24 protein-coding genes are annotated in these 24,040 nt (G+C 63.5%); 12 read left to right on the top strand and 12 right to left on the bottom strand.

Translation table 11 applies throughout. From position 1 onward, the window contains the following. Positions 1–22 precede the first annotated feature (22 nt). The 4 genes from ACVMB1_RS06720 to ACVMB1_RS06705 form a co-directional block, all read right to left on the bottom strand. Positions 23–220: a hypothetical protein gene (locus ACVMB1_RS06720; RefSeq protein ID WP_024579640.1), complete on the bottom strand. Its 198-nt coding sequence runs from the start codon at positions 218–220 to the stop codon at positions 23–25. 12 nt (positions 221–232) lie between these two features. Then, positions 233–610 carry a hypothetical protein gene (locus tag ACVMB1_RS06715; protein ID WP_057020272.1) on the bottom strand — a complete coding sequence of 126 codons (378 nt, stop codon included), beginning with the start codon at positions 608–610 and terminating at the stop codon, positions 233–235. After that, entirely contained in the window at positions 597–1,394 is a 798-nt protein-coding gene (locus tag ACVMB1_RS06710; RefSeq protein ID WP_076833360.1) for a sterol desaturase family protein, read from the bottom strand. The genes ACVMB1_RS06715 and ACVMB1_RS06710 overlap by 14 nt, the downstream gene beginning before the upstream one ends. Positions 1,395–1,661: 267 nt before the next feature. Continuing rightward, complete coding sequence (locus tag ACVMB1_RS06705) at positions 1,662–3,791, bottom strand: acetate--CoA ligase family protein (RefSeq protein WP_456814182.1); 2,130 nt, start codon at positions 3,789–3,791, stop codon at positions 1,662–1,664. Between the two features lie 217 nt (positions 3,792–4,008). Here ACVMB1_RS06705 and ACVMB1_RS06700 point away from each other — a divergent pair, with 217 nt between their 5' ends. The 3 genes from ACVMB1_RS06700 (at position 4,009) to frc (ending at position 7,864) form a co-directional block, all read left to right on the top strand. Beyond that, positions 4,009–4,704 (top strand): GntR family transcriptional regulator, encoded by a 696-nt coding sequence (locus ACVMB1_RS06700; protein WP_050387017.1) that lies wholly within the window; start codon positions 4,009–4,011, stop codon positions 4,702–4,704. A gap of 89 nt (positions 4,705–4,793) precedes the next feature. Further along, on the top strand, positions 4,794–6,527 hold the full coding sequence (gene oxc / locus ACVMB1_RS06695; protein ID WP_253587327.1) for an oxalyl-CoA decarboxylase: 1,734 nt from the start codon (positions 4,794–4,796) through the stop codon (positions 6,525–6,527). A 59-nt stretch (positions 6,528–6,586) separates the two neighbouring features. Beyond that, on the top strand, positions 6,587–7,864 hold the full coding sequence (gene frc / locus ACVMB1_RS06690) for a formyl-CoA transferase (protein WP_076833358.1): 1,278 nt from the start codon (positions 6,587–6,589) through the stop codon (positions 7,862–7,864). Positions 7,865–7,965: 101 nt separating this feature from the next. Here frc and ACVMB1_RS06685 read toward each other — a convergent pair whose 3' ends face one another. Both ACVMB1_RS06685 and ACVMB1_RS06680 read right to left on the bottom strand, forming a co-directional pair. Continuing rightward, complete coding sequence (locus tag ACVMB1_RS06685) at positions 7,966–8,208, bottom strand: helix-turn-helix domain-containing protein (RefSeq protein WP_057020304.1); 243 nt, start codon at positions 8,206–8,208, stop codon at positions 7,966–7,968. An 11-nt stretch (positions 8,209–8,219) separates the two neighbouring features. Further along, a complete protein-coding gene (locus ACVMB1_RS06680; protein WP_456814181.1) occupies positions 8,220–8,777 on the bottom strand; it encodes a DUF2975 domain-containing protein in 558 nt (185 codons plus the stop codon). A 133-nt stretch (positions 8,778–8,910) separates the two neighbouring features. Here ACVMB1_RS06680 and ACVMB1_RS06675 point away from each other — a divergent pair, with 133 nt between their 5' ends. Then, complete coding sequence (locus ACVMB1_RS06675) at positions 8,911–9,417, top strand: DUF2147 domain-containing protein (protein WP_456814180.1); 507 nt, start codon at positions 8,911–8,913, stop codon at positions 9,415–9,417. 118 nt (positions 9,418–9,535) lie between these two features. Here ACVMB1_RS06675 and ACVMB1_RS06670 read toward each other — a convergent pair whose 3' ends face one another. After that, positions 9,536–10,168: a helix-turn-helix transcriptional regulator gene (locus ACVMB1_RS06670; RefSeq protein ID WP_456814179.1), complete on the bottom strand. Its 633-nt coding sequence runs from the start codon at positions 10,166–10,168 to the stop codon at positions 9,536–9,538. Positions 10,169–10,259: 91 nt separating this feature from the next. Here ACVMB1_RS06670 and ACVMB1_RS06665 point away from each other — a divergent pair, with 91 nt between their 5' ends. The 7 genes from ACVMB1_RS06665 (at position 10,260) to ACVMB1_RS06635 (ending at position 17,037) form a co-directional block, all read left to right on the top strand. Beyond that, complete coding sequence (locus ACVMB1_RS06665; protein WP_456784393.1) at positions 10,260–10,490, top strand: hypothetical protein; 231 nt, start codon at positions 10,260–10,262, stop codon at positions 10,488–10,490. Between the two features lie 188 nt (positions 10,491–10,678). After that, the gene (locus ACVMB1_RS06660) at positions 10,679–10,816 is read left to right on the top strand and encodes a hypothetical protein (protein ID WP_167350443.1); all 138 of its coding nucleotides are present in this window, start codon (positions 10,679–10,681) and stop codon (positions 10,814–10,816) included. Between the two features lie 257 nt (positions 10,817–11,073). Beyond that, a complete protein-coding gene (gene oxlT / locus ACVMB1_RS06655; protein ID WP_456814178.1) occupies positions 11,074–12,366 on the top strand; it encodes an oxalate/formate MFS antiporter in 1,293 nt (430 codons plus the stop codon). A gap of 237 nt (positions 12,367–12,603) precedes the next feature. Continuing rightward, positions 12,604–13,920 carry an oxalate/formate MFS antiporter gene (gene oxlT / locus ACVMB1_RS06650; protein WP_028331533.1) on the top strand — a complete coding sequence of 439 codons (1,317 nt, stop codon included), beginning with the start codon at positions 12,604–12,606 and terminating at the stop codon, positions 13,918–13,920. Positions 13,921–14,220: 300 nt separating this feature from the next. Next, positions 14,221–14,655: a CBS domain-containing protein gene (locus tag ACVMB1_RS06645; RefSeq protein WP_028331534.1), complete on the top strand. Its 435-nt coding sequence runs from the start codon at positions 14,221–14,223 to the stop codon at positions 14,653–14,655. A gap of 246 nt (positions 14,656–14,901) precedes the next feature. Further along, positions 14,902–15,897: an NAD(P)H-dependent flavin oxidoreductase gene (locus ACVMB1_RS06640; RefSeq protein ID WP_456814176.1), complete on the top strand. Its 996-nt coding sequence runs from the start codon at positions 14,902–14,904 to the stop codon at positions 15,895–15,897. 171 nt (positions 15,898–16,068) lie between these two features. After that, entirely contained in the window at positions 16,069–17,037 is a 969-nt protein-coding gene (locus tag ACVMB1_RS06635; RefSeq protein ID WP_141340892.1) for a zinc-binding dehydrogenase, read from the top strand. Between the two features lie 93 nt (positions 17,038–17,130). On the opposite strand, the gene ACVMB1_RS06630 is transcribed toward ACVMB1_RS06635, so the two are convergent. The 5 genes from ACVMB1_RS06630 to ACVMB1_RS06610 all read right to left on the bottom strand — a co-directional run bounded on the left by ACVMB1_RS06630 (position 17,131) and on the right by ACVMB1_RS06610 (position 21,991). Further along, complete coding sequence (locus ACVMB1_RS06630; RefSeq protein ID WP_456814175.1) at positions 17,131–17,625, bottom strand: RlpA-like double-psi beta-barrel domain-containing protein; 495 nt, start codon at positions 17,623–17,625, stop codon at positions 17,131–17,133. A 54-nt stretch (positions 17,626–17,679) separates the two neighbouring features. Further along, positions 17,680–17,931, bottom strand: coding sequence for a hypothetical protein (locus ACVMB1_RS06625; protein WP_456814174.1), 252 nt, complete (start codon positions 17,929–17,931; stop codon positions 17,680–17,682). Between the two features lie 58 nt (positions 17,932–17,989). Continuing rightward, positions 17,990–20,011 (bottom strand): alkyl/aryl-sulfatase, encoded by a 2,022-nt coding sequence (locus ACVMB1_RS06620; protein WP_456814173.1) that lies wholly within the window; start codon positions 20,009–20,011, stop codon positions 17,990–17,992. A 424-nt stretch (positions 20,012–20,435) separates the two neighbouring features. Further along, a complete protein-coding gene (locus tag ACVMB1_RS06615; RefSeq protein WP_076833340.1) occupies positions 20,436–21,302 on the bottom strand; it encodes a DMT family transporter in 867 nt (288 codons plus the stop codon). A 92-nt stretch (positions 21,303–21,394) separates the two neighbouring features. After that, positions 21,395–21,991 (bottom strand): TetR/AcrR family transcriptional regulator, encoded by a 597-nt coding sequence (locus ACVMB1_RS06610; RefSeq protein WP_456815234.1) that lies wholly within the window; start codon positions 21,989–21,991, stop codon positions 21,395–21,397. Positions 21,992–22,546: 555 nt separating this feature from the next. Here ACVMB1_RS06610 and ACVMB1_RS06605 point away from each other — a divergent pair. Further along, complete coding sequence (locus ACVMB1_RS06605; RefSeq protein ID WP_456814172.1) at positions 22,547–23,935, top strand: cation diffusion facilitator family transporter; 1,389 nt, start codon at positions 22,547–22,549, stop codon at positions 23,933–23,935. Positions 23,936–24,040: the final 105 nt, after the last annotated feature.

Raw genomic sequence — 24,040 nt, 5'->3', positions numbered from 1 at the left:
CAGCATCATATCAGGAGCTCGGTCAGGATCCCGGCGGACGCATCTTGAGGTCCTTCTTGACGACCTCGGGGAATATCCACATCGCGACGGTTGCGAACACGCCGAGGAAGGCTACCGCATAGCTCGGTCCCTGCTGTCCCAGATAGACCATGAAAAAATATCCGCAGGCCGCCGTGGCGAGGCAAGCCAGCGACAGCATGAGCTTGATGTGGCTTGGCATCGAGACCTCCCTTCAGGTTATCCACGTGGAAAAGGACGGCGCGGCGACGCGGACCAGCAGCGCGAGCGCGGCGATCATGGCGCAACAGGACAGCCGCAATCCCGCGCGTCCGTCGCGCCACCATTCCGGCAGCGCCTGAAACAGCCCGGGTAGAAACAAGAACAGCACGCCGCCGACGACAACGATTGTGGTCCAGCGCAATTCGGCCAGCGCGAATGCCAGCGTGCCGGCGAGCAGCATCACCCATAATGCGGTGGTCATCGTCACCGGCAGGACGGCGCGCCCGCGCAGCGGGTACATCCCGGCCAGTTGCAGGAAGCCGATGCAGCACACGCTCCACAGCAGGCCGAACCAGGCGAGACCGGCGAGATTGGGCTCAAGCTGCGGCATGCGGCACCGATTGCTCCTTCGCCATGACCCGCGGCGTCCGCGCCGTCCGGCGCATGTCGGTCTTCACATGGCGCGTGCTGTAGCCGTTGAAGATGTGGCCAAGCAGGCCGCGATTGAGATCGGAGGTGCCGAACACATAGTCCATCACCGGGAAGGTCAGGTTCATGTTCCGCTCCATCATGATCGACTGGTTGTGATGGGCGGTATGATGCCGGCGGATGGTGTTGACGAACGGCATGTTGCGCACGAAGGCATTTTCCTCGACGTGGCAGCAGAAATGCATGAACTCGTAGATCAGGTACATCGAGGTCGTCGTGGTGATCAGCAGCCAGCCGGTGTTGGCCGAGATCACAAGGCCCGCGACGATCGCCGGCGGGATCGACATCAGAGTAAACACCACGAGCGCATAGGGCGGGAAGAAGGTGACGCGCCAGTCGTGATGATCGGCGAAGCGCATCTCCTCCTCGGTGAAGAACTGATGGTGCATCAGCGTGTGGCGGCTGTAGATCGCGCGCAGCAAGGGCACATTCGAGGGCCGGTGCATGACGAAGCGATGCACCGCCCATTCGAAGAAGTTTGCGATCAGGAAGACCACGGGAATGGTGAGGTATTCCCACCATTTCACGTCGTGCACATTGGCCAGATAGACGTACAGCGCCGTGAAGCCGATCGTGTAGATCAGCACGACATGCAGCCAGCCATTGTACCAGCCCACCACGCGCTCGCGGTAAGTCGCGCGATATTTGCGCTGGCGGTCGGTCATCCCTGTTGCAGCCAACTCCATCGCGGGTCCCTCCGTCATTGATCTGATATATCAGTAGCACATCAGATGCGGAAGGCAAGCTTCGTCAGCCGCGCGCGGGTCCGGAAAAGAAGATGGTGCGGAACCCGCGCTGGAAGATCAGGAAGGCCTGGCTTGGTTTCGCGCGATCGGGCTGGTCGCGCCCTTCCCGTTCATCTCGGCGACCCATTGCAGATGGGGGCAGCCCAATGAAAAGGCCGCCCCGGACGGTGTCCGGGGCGGCCTGTGGTATTCGACAGATTCAGAAGATCAGAGCAGGCCCGCGCCGCGCGCCCACTTGTACTTGGCGCCGAGCACCTCGACCGGGAGTTCGGTCGAATAGGCGTAGGCCGGGATGCCGTTCTGGTAGAGATACTCGGCGGCTTCCTCGACCTCGACGTCGCCGGCGAGCGAGGCGACGATCGGCTTGACGAAGCCCTTGGCCTCCATCTCCTTCTTCACCTCGACCATGTTGCGCGCGAACACCATCGGCGGCGTCACGATGGTGTGCCAGTAGCCGAGGATCAGCGCGTGGATGCGCTCGTCCGACAGGCCGAGCTTGACCGTGTTGACGTAGGTGATCGGCGGCTCGCCGCCGGTGATATCCACAGGATTTCCGGCCGCGCCGAACGGCGGGATGAACTTGCGGAACGCCGCATCGAGATCCGGCGGCATCTGCATCAGCGACAGGCCGTTGTCGACCACGGAGTCGGAGAGCAGCACGCCGGAGCCGCCGGCGCCGGTGATGATCAGCACGTTCTCGCCCTTCGGCGTCGGCAGCACCGGCACGCCGCGGGCGAATTCGAGCAGCTGCCGCAGGCTGCGGGCACGGATCACGCCCGACTGCTTGAACACGTCCTCGTAGATCTTGTCGTTGCCGGCGAGCGCGCCGGTGTGCGACGAGGCCGCCTTCGCACCCGCAGAAGTGCGGCCGGCCTTGAGCACGACCACCGGCTTCTTCTTGGAGACGCGCTTGGCGGCTTCCGCGAAGGCGCGGCCATCCTTCAGGTCCTCGCAGTGCTGCGCGATCAGGTTGGTGTTGGGATCCTGCTCGAAAAAGGCGAGCAGATCGTCCTCGTCGATGTCGGACTTGTTGCCGAGGCCGACGATCGCCGACACGCCCATCTTGGCCGAGCGCGAGAAGCCGATGATCGCCATGCCGATGCCGCCCGACTGCGACGACAGCGCGGCGTGGCCCTTGACGTCATAGGCGGTGCAGAACGTGGCGCAGAGATTGGCCGGGGTATAATAGAAGCCGTAGATGTTCGGCCCCATCAGGCGGATATTGTACTTCTTGCCGACCTCGACGATCTCGGCCTGCAATTCCGGCGCGCCGGCCTCGGCAAAGCCCGAGGGAATCAGCACCGCGCCGGGGATTTTCTTCTCGCCGCATTCGGCGAGCGCGCCGGCGACGAATTTCGCCGGGATCGCGAACACCGCCGTGTCGATCACGCCGGGCACGTCCTTGACGCTCTTGTAGGCCTTGTAGCCGAGGATCTCGTCGGCCTTGGGGTGGATCGGATAGATCTCGCCCTTGTAGCCGCCGTTGATGAGGTTCTTCATCACGGAGTTGCCGATCTTGCCGTCCTCGGCGGAGGCGCCGATCACAGCAACGCCCTTCGGCTGCATGATTCGGTTCATCGCGGCGACGATCTCTTCGGTCGGACGCGGCGCCGGGCGCGGCTTGTAGTCGAAGTCGACGACGATGCGGACGTCGGCCGCGATCGCGTTCTTGCTGGTGGCGAACACCGGGTTGAGGTCGAGTTCGACGATCTCGGGGAAATCGCTGACCAACTGCGACACCTTGACGATGACGTCGGCGAGCGCCTCGCGATTGACCGCCTCGCCGCCGCGCACGCCCTTCAGCATCTCATGCGCCTGGATGCCGTCGAGCATCGACAGCGCATCGTCCTTGGTCGCGGGCGCGAGGCGGAAGGTGATGTCCTTGAGGATTTCGACCAGCACGCCGCCGAGACCGAAGGCGACCAGCTTGCCGAACGAGCCGTCGGTGATCGAGCCGACGATCACCTCGGTGCCGCCGCCCAGCATCTGCTGGACCTGGATGCCCTCGATCTTGGCATCGGCCTTGTACTTCCTGGCGTTGGCGAGAATCGTCTCGTAGCTCTTCTCGGCCTCGGCGGCGCTCTTGACGCCGACCACCACGCCGCCGGCCTCGGTCTTGTGGAGGATGTCGGGCGAGACGATCTTCATCACGACCGGGAAGCCCATGTCGGAGGCGATGCGGGCGGCCTCGGCCGCCGACTTGGCGACACCCTCTTTCGGCACCGGAATGCCGTAGGCGTCGCACACCACCTTGCCTTCGGGCGCGGTGAGGCTCGTGCGCTTGTCGGCCCTGACCGCATCGAGAATTTTGCGGACCGCATCCTTCGAATTTGACATTGGCTTCCTCCTGGGACAGATTTCGTGGCATTTGGTATGCCAAAAACGCAATTGTCAAGGTCGGTCGAGGTCCAAAAAGATCGAAAAATATAGGCAGCTTGACATTCTGGTATTTGGCATGCCAAAAATCTAAGGTAATTTCTTCTGCTAAGAAGACGTCTCCAAGAGGAGGAGACGAGTCGTGCCAGAACCGAAACAGACCAAGGCGTCGCCCACCATGGCTGACACAGATATCGCCATCGTCCGGATCGCGCCGGAGACGAGCTTCAAGAACAAGGCCTATGAGGCCTTGAAGGAAGCGATCCTGAAGATGGACATCTACGCGACGCCGGAGCCGGTGATGCTCGACGAGCGCGCACTGTCCGAGCGCCTCGGCGTCAGCCGCACGCCGATCCGCGAAGCGATCGCGATGCTCGAGCAGGACGGATTCGTGAAAACCGTGCCGCGCCGCGGCATCGTCGTGGTCCGCCGCACCAAGGCGGAGATCGTCGACATGATCCGCGCCTGGGCGGCGCTGGAGAGCATGGCGGCGCGCCTGATCACGACCACCGCGCGCAAGAAGGACATCTCGGCGCTGCGCGACTTCTTCAAGGACTTCAGCGACGATCGCCTGCCGCAGGATCACGTCGAGGAATATTCCAAGGCCAACATCGCCTTCCACCAGGCGCTGATCTCGCTGTCGGAATCGCCTGTTCTGGTCGACCTCACCAATGACCTGCTGCTGCATGTGCGCGGCTATCGCCAGCTCACGATCGGCCGCAAGGACCGCACCGCAACCTCGCTGCCCGAGCATCTCGGGATCATCGAGGCGCTGGAAGCGCGCGACACCGAGCTTGCCGAGAAGCGCGCGCGCGACCACACGCTTGGGCTTGCCGCCTATGTCGAGGCGCACGGCCAAGAACTATTCACGTAGAGAACCGTTCACTTAAATTTGAGAGTCCACACCCGCTTCAGACGACAATCAGATCGTCCGAACAAAGAACGATCAGGGAGACGATGCCGATGCTGAATACCGCAACGAAGTCCGAGGCACCGGGCACCGAGCAAGAACTGACCGATGGCTTCCATCTCGTCATCGATGCGCTCAAGCTCAACGGCATCGACACCATCTATGGTGTGCCGGGTATCCCGATCACGGACCTGGGCCGCATGGCCCAGGCGGCGGGCATTCGCGTGCTCTCGTTCCGCCACGAGCAGAATGCCGGCTACGCGGCTTCGATCGCCGGCTTCCTGACCAAGCGGCCCGGCGTCTGCCTCACGGTGTCGGCGCCCGGCTTCCTCAACGGCCTCACCGCGCTCGCCCACGCCACCACCAACTGCTTCCCGATGATCCTGGTCTCGGGCTCGTCCGAGCGCGAGATCGTCGATTTGCAGCAGGGCGACTATGAAGAGATGGACCAGCTCGCGATCGCCAAGCCGCTGTGCAAGGCCGCGTTCCGCGTGCTGCACGCCCAGGACATCGGCATCGGCCTCGCGCGCGCGATCCGCGCCGCGGTGTCGGGCCGTCCGGGCGGCGTCTATCTCGACCTGCCCGCAAAGCTGTTCTCGCAGGTGATGAACGCCGACGCCGGCCAGAAGTCGCTGGTCAAGGTGATCGACGCCGCGCCCGAGCAGATCCCCTCCCCGTCTTCGGTCAAGCGCGCGCTGGAAGTGCTGAAGAGCGCGAAGCGTCCGCTCATCATCCTCGGCAAGGGCGCGGCCTACGCGCAGGCCGACGAGGCGATCAAGAATTTCGTCGAGAAGAGCGGCGTGCCGTTCCTGCCGATGAGCATGGCCAAGGGCCTGCTGCCCGATCTGCATCCGCAATGCGCGGGTGCGGCGCGCTCGACGGTGCTGAAGGAAGCCGACGTCGTGATGTTGATCGGCGCCCGCCTCAATTGGCTGCTCTCGCATGGCAAGGGCAAGACCTGGGGTGAAGCTCCGAAGAAGTTCATCCAGGTCGACATCGAGCCGAAGGAAATGGATTCCAACGTCGAGATCGTCGCCCCCGTGGTCGGCGACATCGGTTCCTGCGTCTCGGCGTTCCTCGACGCCATGGGCGCGAACTGGACCGCGGCGCCGTCCGACTGGCTCTCGACCATCGCCAAGAAGCGCGACGACAACGTCGCCAAGATGGCGCCGAAGCTGATGAGCAACGCTTCGCCGATGGATTACCATGGCGCGCTCGGCGCGCTGCGCGCGATCATCGCGGAGCGTCCGGACACCATCTTCGTCAACGAGGGCGCCAACACGCTCGACCTCGCCCGCGGCGTTGTCGACATGCACAAGCCGCGCAAGCGGCTCGACGTCGGCACCTGGGGCGTGATGGGCATCGGCATGGGCTATTCGATCGCCGCTGCGGTCGAGACCGGCCTGCCCGTGCTCGCGGTCGAAGGCGACAGCGCGTTCGGGTTCTCGGGCATGGAGATCGAGACCATCTGCCGCTACAGGCTGCCGATCTGCGTCGTGATCTTCAACAATGACGGCATCTATCGCGGCACCGACGTCAACAGCGCCGGCGACGATCCGGCGACCACCGTGTTCGTCAAGGGCTCGCGCTACGACAAGATGATGGAAGCCTTCGGCGGCGTCGGCGTCAACGCCACCTCGCCGGACGAGTTGAAGCGCGCGGTCAATGCAGCGCTGGATTCCGGCAAGCCGACGCTGATCAACGCGGTGATCGATCCGGCGGCGGGCTCGGAGAGCGGCCGCATCGGCAATCTCAATCCGCAGAGCGTTCTGCAGAAGAAGAAGTAACCCCTAACCCCCATCACTCCCTGCGGGTGCAGGGGCAGACAGAGTACGGAGCAAACATTATGACCAAGGCGCTGAAGGGCGTTCGCATTCTCGATTTCACCCACGTCCAGTCGGGTCCGACCTGCACGCAATTGCTGGCCTGGTTCGGCGCCGACGTGATCAAGGTCGAGCGTCCCGGCGTCGGCGACATCACGCGCGGCCAGCTGCAGGACATCCCGAACGTGGACAGCCTGTATTTCACCATGCTGAATCACAACAAGCGCTCGATCACGCTCGACACCAAGAACCCGAAGGGCAAGGAAGTGTTGACCGCGCTGATCAAGCAGTGCGACGTGCTGGTCGAAAACTTCGGCCCCGGCGTGCTCGATCGCATGGGCTTCCCCTGGGAGAAGATCCAGGCCATCAACCCGAAGATGATCGTCGCCTCGATCAAGGGTTTTGGCCCCGGCCCGTATGAGGACTGCAAGGTCTACGAGAACGTCGCGCAGTGCACCGGCGGCGCTGCCTCGACCACCGGCTTCCGCGACGGCCTGCCGCTGGTCACCGGCGCGCAGATCGGCGACAGCGGCACCGGGTTGCATCTCGCGCTCGGCATCGTCACTGCGCTGTACCAGCGCACCCACTCCGGCAAGGGCCAGCGCGTCACCGCCGCGATGCAGGACGGCGTGCTCAACCTCGCCCGCGTCAAGCTGCGCGACCAGCAGCGGCTCGCCCACGGTCCGCTGAAGGAATACAGCCAGTTCGGCGAAGGCATTCCGTTCGGCGATGCCGTGCCGCGCGCCGGCAACGATTCCGGCGGCGGCCAGCCCGGCCGCATCCTGAAGTGCAAGGGCTGGGAGACCGACCCGAACGCCTACATTTACTTCATCACCCAGGCCCCGGTCTGGGAGAAGATCTGCGACGTGATCGGCGAGCCGACCTGGAAGACCGATCCGAACTACGCCAAGCCGCCGGCCCGCCTGCCGCGCCTCAACGAGATCTTCGCCCGCATCGAGCAGTGGACGATGACCAAGACCAAGTTCGAGGCGATGGAGATCCTCAACAAGGACGACATCCCCTGCGGTCCGATCCTGTCGATGAAGGAGATCGCCGAAGACCAGTCGCTGCGCGCGACCGGCACCGTGGTCGAGGTCGATCATCCGACCCGCGGCAAGTACGTCTCGGTCGGCAACCCGATCAAGCTCTCGGATTCGCCGAGCGACGTTCAGCGCTCGCCGCTGCTCGGCGAGCACACCGACGAGATCCTGCGCGAGGTGCTCGGCTTCAGCGATCACCAGGTCGCCGAGATCCACGACTCCGGCGCGCTCGACCCGCCGCGCAAGCAGGCGGCCGAGTAAAGGCAGCGCTCAAGCAGAAACACGAATGGCCGCGGGCAACCGCGGCCATTTTGTTTTGGGAGGAACTTGCGGTCCCGCGCCGCTGTCGACCGCACGCCGGATCAACCACCCTCGCCACTCTCGCCTTCGCCGCCCTCATCGCCCGGCACATATTCCAGGATATCGCCCGGCCGGCAGTCCAGCTCGCGGCAGATTGCCGACAGCGTCGAGAAGCGCATCGCCTTCGCCTTGCCGGTCTTCAGGATCGACAGGTTCTGGATCGAAATGCCGATCGCGTCCGCGAGGTCTCCGAGGCGGCGCTTGCGCTTTGCGAGCATGACATCGAGGTTCACCACGATGGGCACAAGCATCACCCTCAGATCGTCAGATCGTTTTCGGACTGCAACAGGATGGCCTGCTCGATCACGAATTTCAGCGCCATCAGGAACACGCCGCCTGCGACCGTGCCGACGTCGACGCCGTAGCTCGGCAGGAAGAATTTGATGTCGCCAAGCTGATACAGCGCATAGGTCACCGCGATGGTCGTGATCGTATCCACAAACGGCCAGACCACCAGGAAGATCCCCATCCACCAGACACCCTGCAGCGTTTCGGACACGAAGATCCGTCCGTTGGCGAATCGGTTCACCATGCGATGCAGGATGCCGATCAGCACGGCGTAAAACGATACCCCAAGCGCGAACAGCGACCAGAACAACACCTGGCCCTTGGCGGACATGGTCAGCGGGTTGGCGACGATGCTGGCGCACTTCGCCTGGTCGCCGATCAGGCTCTCGGCGATCGTCGCCGACGCCGTGGTGGTGCGGTAATAGGCCAGCCACAACACCACCGGCAACGCCGCCCAGATCAACCAGAACGCCCGATCGAGCCTGCGAAACCAGAGCTGGCGCTGCTCACGAACCGATTTCCTCATCGCACCCATCCGAAAAATTCTTTGCCAAAAAGCCGGTACGGCCGGATTGCATCATGCCCAGGCAATGTCATTGACTCAACCTTAAGCGTGATTTATTTCATGTTTATCATGAAATTTTTCATGAAGAAGGTGGATGATGACGGTATTCCCAGACCAAAACGGCCAGCGCAAGGCCCTGAAGCAATTGATCCACGCTCACCTCACGCGCCGCTTGATCGTGGCCGCGTTCCACATCCCGCTGCTCGGCAGCCCCGCCGATGCCGCCAAGGCGAGCGACAAGGCCAACGATCCGGCCGGCGTCTGGCTGACCCAATCCGGCGACGCCAGGATCAAGGTCCACCGCTGCGGCAGCGCGCTGTGCGGCCGCGTCGTCTGGTTGAAGGAGCCGACAGACAAGGCCACCGGCAAGCCGCAGCTCGACGACAAGAATGCCGATCGCGCGCAGCGCACCCGACCGGTCATAGGCATGTCGCTGTTCATCAACATGCAGCCCGCCGGCCCGAACAAATGGGCCGGCCGGATCTACAACGCCGACGACGGCAAGACCTATGAGAGCTCGGTGACGCTGGTGTCGCCGGGCACGCTGAACGTTCGCGGCTGCATGGGAACGCTGTGCGCCGGCGAAGACTGGACGCGGTGAAGGGAATGCGGTGAAGGGACTTGGCCCCTACCCTTCATCGGCCAAGAAGAAAAGCAAACCCGCTCACTCGAGGCCGCCGCATTTGGGCGGCCTTCTTTTATGAACTCGCCGCCCGCCCTCAGCCTTCCACGCCGAGCTTCCACAACGGCGGCAGATCGGCGAAGGGCGGCGTGGTGTGGGCGATGACGATCGCGGCGCGCCGGCTGTCGGAATCGATCTTGCTGTTGATCGCCTTGACGTGCGCCTTCACGGCATCGAGCCCGACGCCGAGGATAGCAGCGATCTCTTCGTTCGACTTGCCCTGCGCGATCCACGACGCCACCTCGATCTGGCGCGGCGTCAGCGCGGGAAATGCCAGACGCAGGCGGTCGCTCGGTGTCAGCGCCGCCAGGGTTCGCTCCTGCGCCTGGCGGTAGCCGCGTAGGATGTGCGGACGAAAACCCTGCATCCGGTCGCGCTCCTCGTCGCTGAACGCCGGCCGTCCCACCACGCGATGCCCGACAACCGTGACCACATAACCGGCGTGCTCGAACGCGATCCCCATGATCCGCCGCGCCCCCGACGGCAGGAACACCTCATTGGCAATCGGCAGCTCGACGAATTCCTCGTCGCTGAAGAAATCCGACTCGCGCAGCGCGCGTTCGCCATAGAACGCCGGATCGTGCTGCCAGAACGGATGCGAGTGCATGTGCTTCGCAAACGCCTGCATGCCGCGGGCACGAACCTCCGGATCGTCGCCGACCGAAATCAACGACCGGAATCCCAGCTCGGACGATGGAACTCGGTGAAGCTCACCACCTCCGCATCGACCAGGCGGCCGACGCCGGCGAACAGGCGGTGGCGTGGCAGTACGCCTTCGGCGACGTGACCCCGACATCTCGCTCGCGTTCCAGGGCCTGGGAACCGGATTCACCGTGGCCGGCGTGCCGCTGGCGCGGAACGCGGCACTGGTCGAAGGCGGCCTCGACCTGCGGGTCACACCGCAGGCCAGCATCGGCATCGCCTATGTCGGCCAGCTTGCCGACCGGGTCCAGGACCACTCGGTAAAGGCCAGTTTTAGCTGGAAATTCTGACCCGGCGTCGCCGCCTGGCTCCCGCCCCATCCACGCCGATCCGGAATCCGATCCGCCGATTTTGCTGCATTGCACAGTCGTGCATGCTGCCATGCAAACAAGTCCGTTGTATCTGGCATCTGGTATACATAGTTTGGCTGCAGATGATGAGCCGGCCCATTGCTGGCCTCCAATGAAAGGGGACACCAATGTCCAAGACCACTGTACTGACGCTTGCGCCCTCCTCCACCCTGTTCGGCCGCCTGCTGGCCTCGATCGACCGCCTGCTGATGAAGAGCGCGGAGATTTCGAATCGCAACGGCGACCTGCCGCGCTTCGGCCTCTAAGCCAAGGGATTTCCGGCGCTCTCCGCCGATGCAGCTTTCGTCGCAAGATGCGACCTGACATTAAACCTTCGACCAATGGCCCCGATTTTCGGGGCCATTTCCTTGCGCGCTGAACTACTCTCCCGGGGTGCCCGGGCTGAGTCCTGTGCGGCATAAGCGCGCGCCGCCCCTGCGACAGCTTGAACCTTGGCATATCGGATACCAAGATGGCCGTCGCGCGCTCATAAGCAACGACAAGGGGCGCACTGGGAGGATCTATGTCGGACATGGTTCAGGCAACTGCGGCCCCTGCGGCCGCGCGTGTCAGCGACACCTATCGCTGGACGCAACTCGCGATCGGCGTCGCAGCGATGGTGATGATCGCAAATTATCAATACGGGTGGACGTTCTTCGTCCCCGACATCCAGAAGAAATTCGGATGGGATCGCGCATCGATCCAATGGGCCTTCACGCTGTTCGTGCTGTTCGAGACCTGGCTGGTGCCGGTCGAAGGCTGGTTCGTCGACAAATACGGTCCGCGCATCGTCGTGCTGGTCGGCGGCATCCTCTGCGCACTCGGCTGGGCGATCAACGCCCAGGCGACGTCGCTAAACGGCTACTATCTCGGCATGATCATCGCCGGCATCGGCGCCGGCGGCGTCTACGGCACCTGCGTCGGCAACGCGCTGAAATGGTTTCCGGATAAGCGCGGACTTGCCGCGGGCATCACCGCTGCCGGCTTCGGCGCAGGCTCGGCGCTCACGGTCGCGCCGATCCAGGCGATGATCAAGGACTCCGGCTTCCAGACCACCTTCCTGTATTTCGGTCTCGGCCAGGGCATCATCATCGTGCTGCTCTCCTTCTTCCTGCTGGCGCCGAAGGCCGGACAGGTGCCGGCCGTCGTGGCGAACGCCAACATCATCCAGACCCGGCGTAACTATCAGCCGACCGAAGTGCTGCGGCAGCCGATCTTCTGGCTGATGTACTTCATGTTCGTGATCGTCGGCGCCGGCGGCCTGATGGTGACGGCGAACCTGAAGCCGATCGCGGTCGACTGGAAGGTCGACAGCGTGCCGGTCACGCTGATGGCGGTGACGATGACGGCCGTCACCTTCGCGGCAACCATCGACCGCGTCCTCAACGGCCTGACGCGTCCGTTCTTCGGCTGGATCTCCGACATGATCGGCCGCGAGAACACGATGTTCATCGCCTTCGGCATGGAAGGCATCGGCATCTGGATGCTCTACCTCTGGGGACACGACCCGGTTTGGTTCGTGCTGCTCTCGGGCTTCGTGTTCTTTGCCTGGGGCGAGATCTACTCGCTGTTCCCCTCGACCTGCACCGATACGTTCGGCGCCAAGTTCGCCACCACGAATGCGGGCCTGCTCTACACCGCGAAGGGCACCGCGGCGCTCTTGGTGCCGATCGCCAACTACATGCAGCAATCGTCGGGCAACTGGGACAAGGTGTTCATCATCGCGGCAGGCGCCAACATCCTCGCCTCGCTGCTCGCGATCATGCTGCTCAAGCCCTGGCGAAAAATCGTGGTCGCGAAATCGGCTACGGCTTGAGCAACCGCCTCACCACAGCCTGCGAAGCGCCTGGCCAAAAGCCGGGCGCTTTTCATTTTGGCTGGCCACGAGATGCCGTCTGGACCGGCGCGTCGAATGTCAGATTTGCTGCGTTGCAGCGGAATGAAGGGCTTGCTTTCTGGAATATAGTATACCAACTTCCGCCGGGCGCTTGCGACGATACGCCACAATAATTGCGACACTCGGTCACAAGACCAGCGCGCTCGGGAGGACTTGATGGTTTCCAGCAATACTGCCGTCACACAAGCTCAACCTTCGTCCAGCGGCTTCCGCTGGCTGCAGCTCGTCATGGGCATCGTCTGCATGGCGATGATCGCGAACCTGCAATATGGCTGGACGCTGTTCGTCGATCCGATCGACGGCGCGCACCACTGGGGCCGCGCGGCGATCCAGTTCGCCTTCACGATCTTCGTGGTGACCGAGACCTGGCTGGTGCCGGTCGAGGCCTGGTTCGTCGACAAATACGGCCCGCGGCTCGTCATCATGTTCGGCGGCATCATGATCGCGCTCGCCTGGGTGTTGAACTCCTATGCCGACTCGCTCGCCCTGCTCTACACCGCCGCCGTGTTCGGCGGCATCGGCGCCGGCGCGGTGTACGGCACCTGCGTCGGCAACGCGCTGAAGTGGTTTCCCGATCGCCGCGGCCTCGCCGCCGGCGCAACCGCGGCCGGCTTCGGCGCCGGCGCCGCGCTCACGGTGGTGCCGATTGCAAAGATGATCGCCGCGAGCGGCTATCAGACTGCGTTCTTCGATTTCGGCATCGGACAGGGATTGATCGTCTTCCTGCTCGCCTTCTTCATCCAGCCGCCCGCGGTCTCGATCCCGCCGAAGAAGAAGCAGCTCAATCTGCCGCAGACCAAGGTCGACTTCACGCCGCCGCAGGTGCTGCGCAGCCCGATCTTCTGGGTGATGTATCTGGTGTTCGTGATGGTCGCCGCCGGCGGCCTGATGGCGGCGGCGCAGATCGCGCCGATCGCGCACGACTACAAGATCGCGAACACGCCGGTCACGCTCGCCGGCTTCCAGATGGCCGCGCTGACCTTTGCGATCTCGCTCGACCGCATCTTCGACGGTTTCGGACGGCCGTTCTTCGGCTGGGTGTCCGACAATATCGGCCGCGAGCACACCATGTTCATTGCGTTCGGCACCGGCGCGCTGATGCTGCTCACGCTATCCACCTGGGGTCACAACCCGGTGGTGTTCGTGCTGGCGACCGCGGTCTATTTCGGCGTGTTCGGCGAGATCTACTCGCTGTTCCCGGCGACCTGCGGCGACACCTTCGGCTCGAAGTTCGCGACCACCAACAACGGCATGCTCTACACCGCGAAGGGCACCGCAGCGCTCTTGGTGCCTGCCGCCAGCATCGTTGCCGCCAGCTATGGCTGGCAGGCGGTGTTCGTGATAGCGGTCGCCCTCAACGCCACCGCGGCGCTGATGGCGCTGTTCGTGATCAAGCCGATGCGCCGCGCCTTCATCAACGGCAACGAGGCTGCCGCCGCGGAAGAGACCGCGACGAGCGCCAAGACGGCTTAACAAGACGGCTTGGCTAAAGACCACCCGATCAGGACCGCTTGGTCCCGACATTTCCCCGGAGACTGATGGAGGCGCATTTCGGTGCGCCTCTTCTCTTTTTTGCCAACTCAGGGATGCCAGATGCCACCACGCTTAGTGCGGCAGATCGCCCGCGCCGCCCACGGCCGCTCACAATCGTCGGAAATGTCAGCAAACCTGCCTATTTAAGCATTTTGCTGATGGTAGATTTCTGTGACAGCCACGTTGACAATTGGCATTTTGTATACCAGACTCCAGTCAACGATAACCAAGGAGGTTGCCATGCAAGTCGGAGATATCCTGCGCAAGAAGACCCCCCGCGTCGCCACGGTGCGCATGAACGAGACGGTGGCGATCGCCGCGCAACTGATGCGCGCCAGCAATATCAGCGCGCTCGTGGTCAAGGATGTCGTTCGCACCGAGGGTAACACCGCCGTCGGCATGTTCACCGAGCGCGACGTGGTGCGCGCGATCGCCGAGCACGGTGCGGCGGGCGCAAGCATGAAGGTGTCGCAGTTCGTGTCGGTGCAGCAGCTGGTGTCGTGCACATCGAGCGACACGCTCGAGCACATCCGTCATCTCATGACCAAGCACCACATTCGCCACGTGCCCGTCATCGACAATTACAGCCTGATCGGCGTCGTCAGCATGCGCGACATCGCCGCCGCATTCGACGAGGAGACCGCCGCGTCGAAGAAGGACGCCGTGCCGGCGTAACAAGCGCCTGCTTTGCCTTGCTCTCAGCCAGGCGCTGCGTGTTCGATCACCAGCGCCTGAACAGATGACGAAAGATTTCCGTCCCGCCCTCGCCCGACCGCCGCGGCCTGTCATTTCCGCATGGGCGCGCCGCAGGTCGCCGGTAGACAATTGCCGGACAGGACTGCATCCTTCCCCTCGACATCCATAACAACACCGTGCGCCGCCGTCCGCGACACGGAAAATCCTGATGGAAACGAGGGCAGAATGATCAAGACACGTTTCACCGAAATGTTCGGCGTCGACCACCCGATCGTGCAGGGCGGCATGCAATGGGTCGGGCGCGCCGAGCTGGTTGCCGCCGTGGCCAATGCCGGCGCGCTCGGCATGATCACCGCGCTGACGCAGCCGACGCCGGACGATCTGCGCAAGGAAATCGCGCGCTGCCGCGAGCTGACCGACAAGCCGTTCGGCGTCAACCTAACCATCCTGCCCGCGATCAAGCCGCCGCCCTACGCCGAATACCGCCAGGCCATCATCGAGAGCGGCATCAAGATCGTCGAGACCGCCGGCAACAAGCCGCAGGAGCATGTCGACGAGTTCAAGAAGCACGGCATCAAGGTGCTGCACAAATGCACCAGCGTTCGCCACGCGCTGTCCGCCGAGCGGATGGGCGCCGACACGATCTCGATCGACGGCTTTGAATGCGCCGGCCATCCCGGCGAGGACGACACCCCCGGCCTGATCCTGATCCCCGCCGCCGCCGACAAGGTGAAGATCCCGATGATCGCCTCCGGCGGCTTCGGCGATGCGCGCGGCCTGGTCGCAGCGCTCGCGCTCGGCGCCGAAGGCATCAACATGGGCACGCGCTTCATGTGCACCAGGGAGAGCCCGATCCATCAGCTGGTAAAGGAACGCATCGTCGCCAATGACGAGCGCGAGACCGAGCTGATCTTCCGCACCATGCGCAACACCTCGCGCGTCGCCAAGAACGCGATCTCGACCAAGGTCGTGCAGATGGAGAAGGAAGGCGCCAAGTTCGAGGATGTGCGCGAGCTGGTCGCCGGCGCGCGCGGCAAGATGGTCTACGCGTCGGGTGATGCCGACGAAGGCATCTGGTCGGCCGGCCAGGTGCAGGGCCTGATCCATGACATTCCGTCCTGCGCCGAGCTGGTGTCGCGCATCGTCCACGAAGCGGAAGCGATCATTCGCGAGCGGCTGGAAGCGATGATGTCCGGCGCCAAGCGCCAGGCCGCGGAATAGGCCGGAGCGGAGCACGAGTGTTATCCGTCACCCTGAGGAGCGCGAAGCGCGTCTCGAAGGGTCGACGGCCACCAGCCGGGCCGTCCATCCTCCGAGGGCCGCTGAAAAAGCGGCCACCTCAGGATGACGGAATTCAAGTCATCTCGCGTTAGACACAACGAGAAGAAGCCCATGAAAGCCTATGTCTACGGCCCTAACGGCCCTGAAATCACCGACGTTGCGAAGCCCGTGCCGAAGGGCACCCAGGTGCTGGTCAAGGTTCATGCCTGCGGGCTGAACCGCGCCGATCTCGGCATGACCAAGGGCCATGTCCACGGCGCGGCCGGCGGCGTCGGCACCGTGCTCGGCATGGAATGGGCCGGCGAGGTCGCCGAACTCGGCCCCGATGCCAAGGGCGTCAAGGTCGGCGACAAGATCATGGGCTCCGGCGGCGCGGCATTCGCCGAATACACGCTGGCCGATCACGGCCGGCTGTTCCGCGCGCCCTCCAACATGAACTTCGACGAGGCCGCAACCCTGCCCGTTGCGCTCGCCACCATGCACAACGCCGTCGTCACCAATGGCGCACTGCTGCCGGGCCAGAGCGTGCTGATCCAGGGCGCAAGCTCCGGCGTCGGGCTGATGGCGATGCAGATCGCCAAGCTGAAGGGCGCCAAGCTCGTGGTGGGCTCATCGACCGACGCGATGCGCCGCGGCCGGCTGAAGGAGTTCGGCGCCGATCTCGCGGTGGACTCGAAGGATCCCGGCTGGGTCGATCAGGTGCTGCAGGCGACATCAGGCGAAGGCGTCGACCTGATCGTCGACCAGGTTTCCGGACCGGTCGCGAACCAGAACCTCAAGGCGACCAAGGTCAAGGGCCGCATCGTCAATGTCGGCCGGCTTGGCGGCACCCACGGCGACTTCAACTTCGACCTGCACGCGGCGCGCCGCATCCAGTATATCGGCGTCACCTTCCGCACCCGCTCGATCGAGGAGATCCGCGCGATCTTCGACGAGGTGCGCAAGGACATCTGGCCCGCGGTCGAGGCACGCAAGCTGCAGCTGCCGATCGACCAGGTCTACAAATTCGCCGACATCGGCAAGGCGTTCGAACACATGGAAGCCAACAAGCACCTCGGCAAGATCGTGGTGACGCTGTAGCAGCAGGCTCCGGCGATTTGCGAGTGAAGGGCGGATCAGCCAACGGGTCCGCGCTTGCCGCGTGCTATGCCCTGGCTCTTTCGCGTGCGATGTTCAGCCGACAGGTCCTGGAATCCAATAGTCCCCCGCAAGCGGGCTAACCTTGACGCCACTGATGACTCCGAGCTCCAGGCTTGGATCGAAATAGCGCATCGTCCGCTCATTGAGGTCAATGATGCGGCCAGGCCTGAGTGGCCCCACGTCATTTATCTTCACGATGACCTTCTTGCCGACGGCCTCGACGAGGGCATATTTCGGCCTCGCGCCAAATTGGACCCCACCAAACTTCCGGCGCAAACTCGTCTTGATGGCAGCCGCCCAGACCGAGTGATCATAGCGCTCGCCGGAGGCTGTGCTCGGACCGCCCTCCTCCTTGCCGGGCTTGAACGGATTGTACATGGATGCCGCGCCAACGATTGCATCCCCACGCGCGGCATTGACGACGGCGCTCGAATGAACCGCAGCGATTTCACTTCGAGCAGCGGTGCCAAAAAAGGCGAGCGCAACCAGGGCGCCGCAAATCGCGGCGCTCGAGCCGAACAGCATCATAACTCCTTAATTGATTTTCTTCGATCGTCCGGTTCCCGATGCCGCAAAACATGGTCAAGCGAACGCGGAGGCGTTTACGCGTGCCAATTCCTTGCGGATTCGTGCCAGTTCCGGCGGTGGAACCATCGTGAGAACCTGGGCGGCCCTCACACCGTGTTTTTCAGTTTCTGGCTCGACTAAAACAGAGATTGCGTCAGCAAAATGACTGAATGGAGCTGTCTTCGACAGCGCGTGAAGAGTGTCGGCGTCACCTTCCGCACCCGCTCGATCGCGGAAATCCGCGCCATCTTCGGCGAAGGTGCGCATAGCAAAGCGGCGCGAAGCAAGTGCCCCGCGCCGCTTGACCGTGTGATTAACGTTATGATTATCGCGACGTTCCCCCTCGCCCCGTCGTGGCGGATTGAGCCGTCTGGTTCGGCGTCACGATATTGAACCAGAAGTCGAACGTGTCGAGATACGACACGAGATCGCGCAGCTTGGTCTGGTCTCCGCTGACCTTCACCGCGCCGGCCGAGATGGCATCATCAAACCTGGTTTGCTGCAGGATGATGCTGTTCAGCGTATCCCGCGACAACGCGACGGTCGCATCGGCATTGTTGGACTTCATGTTCGCCGTGTGGTTCAGCACTCCGTTCTTCAGTTCGACGAAGTAGTTGCCGTCCTTGCCGAACTCGAAGTTGAGCTTCGCATGCGCGTTGCCGGCCTTCTCCGCGTTGAGGCGAACCCCGAGATAGTCGAAGAACAAATCCGCGGACATCGCGCGCACCGTATCGGGGCTCGCGGTGTTCGGCGTCGGCAGCTTGGCGACACCGTTGCGCAGCTCCTGGGCGCCGGTCAGGTAGAAGTTGCGCCACGGTCCGGACTCGGCCTGATAGCCGAGCTGCTCGAGCGCGTCGGCTTCGAGATTCTTGGCGGCCTGATTGTCGGGATCGGCGAACACGACGTGGTGGACGGCTTGAGCCACCCAGCGATATTCGCCCTTGTCGTAGGAAGCCTTGGCCTTCTTCAGAACCTCGTCGCTGCCGCCCATGAACTCGACGTACTTCTTGCTCGCCTCGACCGGCGGCAGTTCGTGCAGGGTGGCCGGGTTGCCGTCGAACCAGCCAAGATAAAGAACATAGGTGGCGGCCACGTCATGATAGATCGAGCCGTAGTAACCACGGTTTGCCCAGACGTTGGCGAGGCTGTCAGGCATTTTGAATCCGTCGGCGATCTCGCGCATCGTCATGCCGTGGTTGACCATGCGCAAGGTCTGGTCGTTGATGAAGCGGTAAAGGTCGCGCTGGCTCTCCAGAAGTGAAACCACCTTGTCATTGCCCCATGTCGGCCAGTGATGCTGCGCAAACACCACGTCGACCTTGTCGCCCCACATCACCAGCGCCTGGTTGAGGTATTTCGACCAGGGAAGCGGCTCGCGAATTTTGGCGCCGCGAAGCGAATATGTATTGTGCAGCGTGTGGGTCGCGTCCTCGGCGGATTCCATCGCCTTCTTTTCCTCGATGAACCACATCATCTCCGAAGGCGCTTCCGAACCGGGCGCCATCAGAAATTCGTAGGTCAAGCCGTCGATCTTTTCTTTCTGTCCGGTTTCCTTGATGATGTTGGTCGGCGCGATGAGCGTGACCGTGCCTGCCGAGGTCGTGGTGCCGAGACCCGCGCCGACCTGACCTTTCGGATCCGCCTTGAGCAGGTTGCCGTACATGTAGCTGGCGCGCCGGCTCATCGCGGTGCCGGCCATGACGTTCTCGGCGACCGCAGCCTCCAGGAATCCATCCGGCGCGTAGATCTTGACCTTGCCGGACTGGACGTCGTCCTCGCTGGTGACGCCCCGCACACCACCATAGTGATCGACGTGGCTGTGGGTGTAGATCACGGCCTTGACGGGTTTGTTGCCGCGCTTCGAGCGGTACAGGTCGAGCGCCACCTTTGCCGTCTCTGCCGACACGAGCGGATCGACGATTGTAATGCCCTCGCTGCCCTCGATGATCGTCATGTTCGACAGGTCCTGATTGCGGACCTGATAGATGCCGTCGGTCACCTCGAACAAGCCGGAGATGTTGATCAGCCGGGATTGTCGCCACAGGCTTGGGTTGACCGTATCGGGGGCCGTCGCGTCGCTGATGAAGCCGTACTGCTGCGGGTTCCAGATCGCGTTGCCCGTGCTTCCCTTAATTGCCTCGGAAGGCAGCGCGGCCATGAAGCCTTTGTTCGCGGCGTCGAAATCGGAGGTGTCGTTAAACGGCAGCTGTTTCAGCAAGACCGAATTTGCCTGCTTGGTCGCATCGGCCGCGCCATTGCGCAAATCTTGAGTCTGTGCCGCAGCCGTACCGATCAGCCCCGCGCTGACAAGCCCGAGGATTGACGCCTTCGCGAAAACGCTCCTCATGTGGCCTCTCCCTTCTGCATTGGATATTGGTCCACTCCCTGAGCGCCGAGAGCATCGCCGCCAAACACGTCCAGAGGGCAATCGTTCCACCCGAAGTTGCGACGTCGAAACATGTCCGGCAGCATCCGTCCGCATGGCTGCGCGCTCTGGCACAAGCTGCACACCAACGCTGCGGGCTGAGCGGTCAAAAAGATGTCTGGCGCGCGAAATCACGCTCCGAGTAGCCCTGCATGCCGCGATGGCCGGCTCTGAGGCGAGGCGCCGCGCACCGGCCATGCCGAGAGAGCGCTGTTTTGCCGCACACGCTCGCGTCCTGGCGGCGGCGAACCGTTCGCATTTTACGCAAACGGACGACCGACCGAAGGGGGTTCCCTGTTGCGGAAGCGAAGCATCGGCTACGGCCGAAATGCCGTCCCTGCGAGCGCTACGACTGGTCCGACTTCGCACCCGGTCTGACCTGTGTGATGGCGACGCCGGAGATCGCGAGCAGTCCGCCGACGACCAGTTTCGGCGTCACCTGGTCGCCAAGGAACAGCACGCTCGAGATCAAAGCGAACACCGGAAGCAGCAGACCGAAGGGGGCGACACGGGCCATGGAGCAGCGGGCGATCAGCCAGAACCACAGGCCGAACCCGACAATGCCGCCGATGAAGACGGTGTAGGCGAGCGCCAGCCAGCCCCGTTGATCCGCAGTGCCAAGGCTCGCCAGCTGTCCGTATTCCAGCAACAGCGACATCAACATCACCTGCGGCACCGTGAGCAGCGACGACCACCCCATCAGCATCAGGGGATCAAACGGGCCGTAGCGTTTCGTCAGGACGGTGGACACCGCGAATGCGAACGCCGCGGCAACCACGAGCAGCAGCGGCAGCACGTTTGCCGACAGCCCCGGCCCCGCCGCCAGCACCACCACGCCGACGAACGCCAGCACCACGCCAGCGGATGTGACGAGCGACGGCCGCTCCGCGAGCAGCGGCCAGGCGAGCAGCACGGTGAACGGCGGGGCGAGTTGATAGGCGACCGCCGACATGCTCCCCGAGCCGAGCCCAAGGCCGACATAGAACAGCCCGAAGTTCAGTCCGCCGAGGAAAACCGAAATAGCTGAGACAGGGCCGAGTTGTTGGCGTGTCGGCCTTCTGACGAACGGAACAAGCAGCAGCGCGATGGCCAGGAAACGCAGTCCGAGGAAGAACAGCGGCGGAAACTCGGTGACGCCGACCTTGATGACCACGAACTGATAACCCCAGAGCAAGGGAACGGCCACCGCGCAAATGATCTGGATGGCAGACATCGCATCCTTCCTTTCAAGACCGATCGGTCCATATATGGGCGTACCGATCGCGCAGACGTCCAGAGGACATCAAGGGTCATTCCAACAGTTGCTTATTTGATGAAGCGATCGAGCAGCGCGTCAGCGGTGGCCTGCGACGTGGTACGTGCCGGAGCCGTCTTTGCGACCACGCGCAGCCCCCAAAGGAAACAGATCAGGATTCGGGCGGCACTCGAAGGCTCGACGCCATCGGCCAATCTGCCCGCGATCTCCGCACGGGAAAATGCATCCGCCACCCTGGTCTCCATGGTTTTGAAGAAGCTCGCGAAGCGACGACCAACCTCGGCATCCTGGCCGGCCAGCTCCATCGCCGTCGCCACCAACAGGCAGCCACGCCGGCCATTGGCACCGCACGTGCGCTCAACGTAACCGGCAAGGTAGGCCCGCAGGCCATCGACCGGATCTCTGCGGGGATCGAATTCGTCATCCATCCGGGTCAGGGCATCGGCAATGTAGCGATCGAGTGCGCGCAGGAACAGCGAGTGCTTGTCGCCGAACGCGGCGTAAAGGCTGCCGCGCGAGAGTTTTGTCGCACGCAGCAGGTCCGGGAGTGCCGTGGCGCGATAGCCGCGCGACCAGAACACATTCATCGCGCGTTCGATGGCGGCGTCCACGTCGAAACTTCGCGGGCGGCCACGGGGCGCCTGCATGGTGGTTTGGCGGCTCATTGCCGATATATAGACCAATCGGTCCTTAAATGGCAAGGGCCGCTTTGGATCATTAGCTCGTAGGATGGGTAGAGCGAAGCGAAACCCATCGATTGCATCCGCACGCCGAGATGATGGGTTTCGCTGCGCTCTACCCATCCTACGTTACGCGTCGAGATGGCGGCATGAGTTACCCATTCGACACGACGGGCGGTGCAGCGCGCACCCGGCATTCCCTGCGCCCTCTTGTGTCGTGGCGAAACGATTTTGCAAAGCTCGGGCGAAACGCGCCGCGAGAACGCAGATGTTCGGTTGACACGTCGCGCAACACATCCAGCGTCGTCCTGGCGGAAGCCAGGACCCATTACCCCGAATGCGAGTCATGACGCGATGCGGTTGCCACAGCTCACTTCAACCACACAACCCTGTGGTTGTGGATTCTGGCTTCCGCCGGGACGACCGCGTGATTTTGGCAAAATCCTGCAATTGCAACTGAGTGGCGATTGCGTTTCATCAACGACGCTTGATGTTCACCAACTCCCTGCTAAACCGCCGCCCATGAGCTCTTCCAGCACCAGCGCACCCTCCACCAAGACATCGGTCGCCGCGATCTCGATCCTCGCCAGCGGCAGCATGGCGGTGGCGAAGTTCGTGGTCGGCATCGCGATCGGATCGCTGGCGCTGATCTCGGAGGCGCTGCACTCGTCGATCGACCTGGTCGCCACCATCATCACCTGGGCGGTGGTGCGGGTGTCGGACCAGCCGGCCGACGCCGAGCATCATTACGGACACGGCAAGTTCGAGAGCGTCTCGGCGCTCGGCATCATCGCCCTGCTCTATGTGCTGGCCGGCGGCATCCTGGTCCAGGCCTACAGCCATCTGCGCGAGGGCGCGCCGCCGCCGTCGATCTCGGCCATTCCCTTTGTCGTTCTGGTCATCGATATCGGCGTCAATCTGTGGCGGGCCCGCGCGCTGCACCGCGCCGCGCGCGACACCAAGAGCCAGGCGCTGGCCGCCGATGCGCTGCATTTCGCCTCCGACGTGATGGGCTCGACCGCCGTCATCGTCGGCCTGGTGCTCGCCGGCTTCGGCTTCTGGTGGGGCGATGCCGCAGCGGCGATCGCGGTCGCGGTGATGATCGCCCTGCTCGGCCTGCGCATGGCGCGGGAGACGGTCGAGACCCTGCTCGACCGCGCGCCCGAAGGCGCGCTGGAGAAGGCCACCGCCGCCATCAAGGCCGTGCCGGGGGTGGTCGATGTCGACCGGTTGCGCGTCCGCATGGTCGGCGCGACGCATTTCATCGATGCCATCGCCAAGGTGCCGCGCACCTACCCGATCGACCGCGTCGAGGACATCAAGCGCCGGGCGCAGGCGGCGGTGACCAAGGCGTTCGGCGACGCCGACCTCACCTTCACCGCGGTGCCGGTGGCGCGCGACAATGAGAGCGTGCGCGAGCGCATCATGGTGATCGCGCGCAATTCCGGCCTCGCCATCCACCACGTCACGGTGCACGACATCGGCGGCAAGCTGATCGTCGGCATCGACCTCGAGGTCGACAGCGACATGGCGCTGGACGCGGCGCACGACGTCGCCCACGGGCTCGAGCGCGCGATCCGCGAGGATTTCGGCGAGGACGTCGAGGTCGACACCCATATCGAGCCGCTCGAGCCGGAACTGCCGTGGGGAACCGACGCCGCGCCGGACCGCGTCGAAGCCATCAAGGCGGCGCTGACCGGCTTTGCCGATGGCGGCGCGATCCATGACATCCACAATGTGCGGGTCCGCAACACCGACGCCGGCGAGGTCGTCAACTTCCATTGCCGCGCGCGGCCTTCGATGAGTGTGATCAAGGTGCACGAAAGCGTCGACGAGATCGAACGCAAACTGCGTCGTGCGTTCCCCACCGTGAAGCGTGTGATCAGTCACGCAGAGCCGACGCGCGCGTAATTCTACGGAACCGTTCCCGTTTCGGACTCGCTTTGCGCCGCATGATTCTTCCCGGGACAAGAATTTTTTCGCATTAACGAATCGTTGACTCTCGACAGTCCCGGA

The organism is Bradyrhizobium sp. USDA 4504, from assembly GCF_054063995.1.
This window is presented reverse-complemented; position numbering and strand designations above follow the sequence as displayed.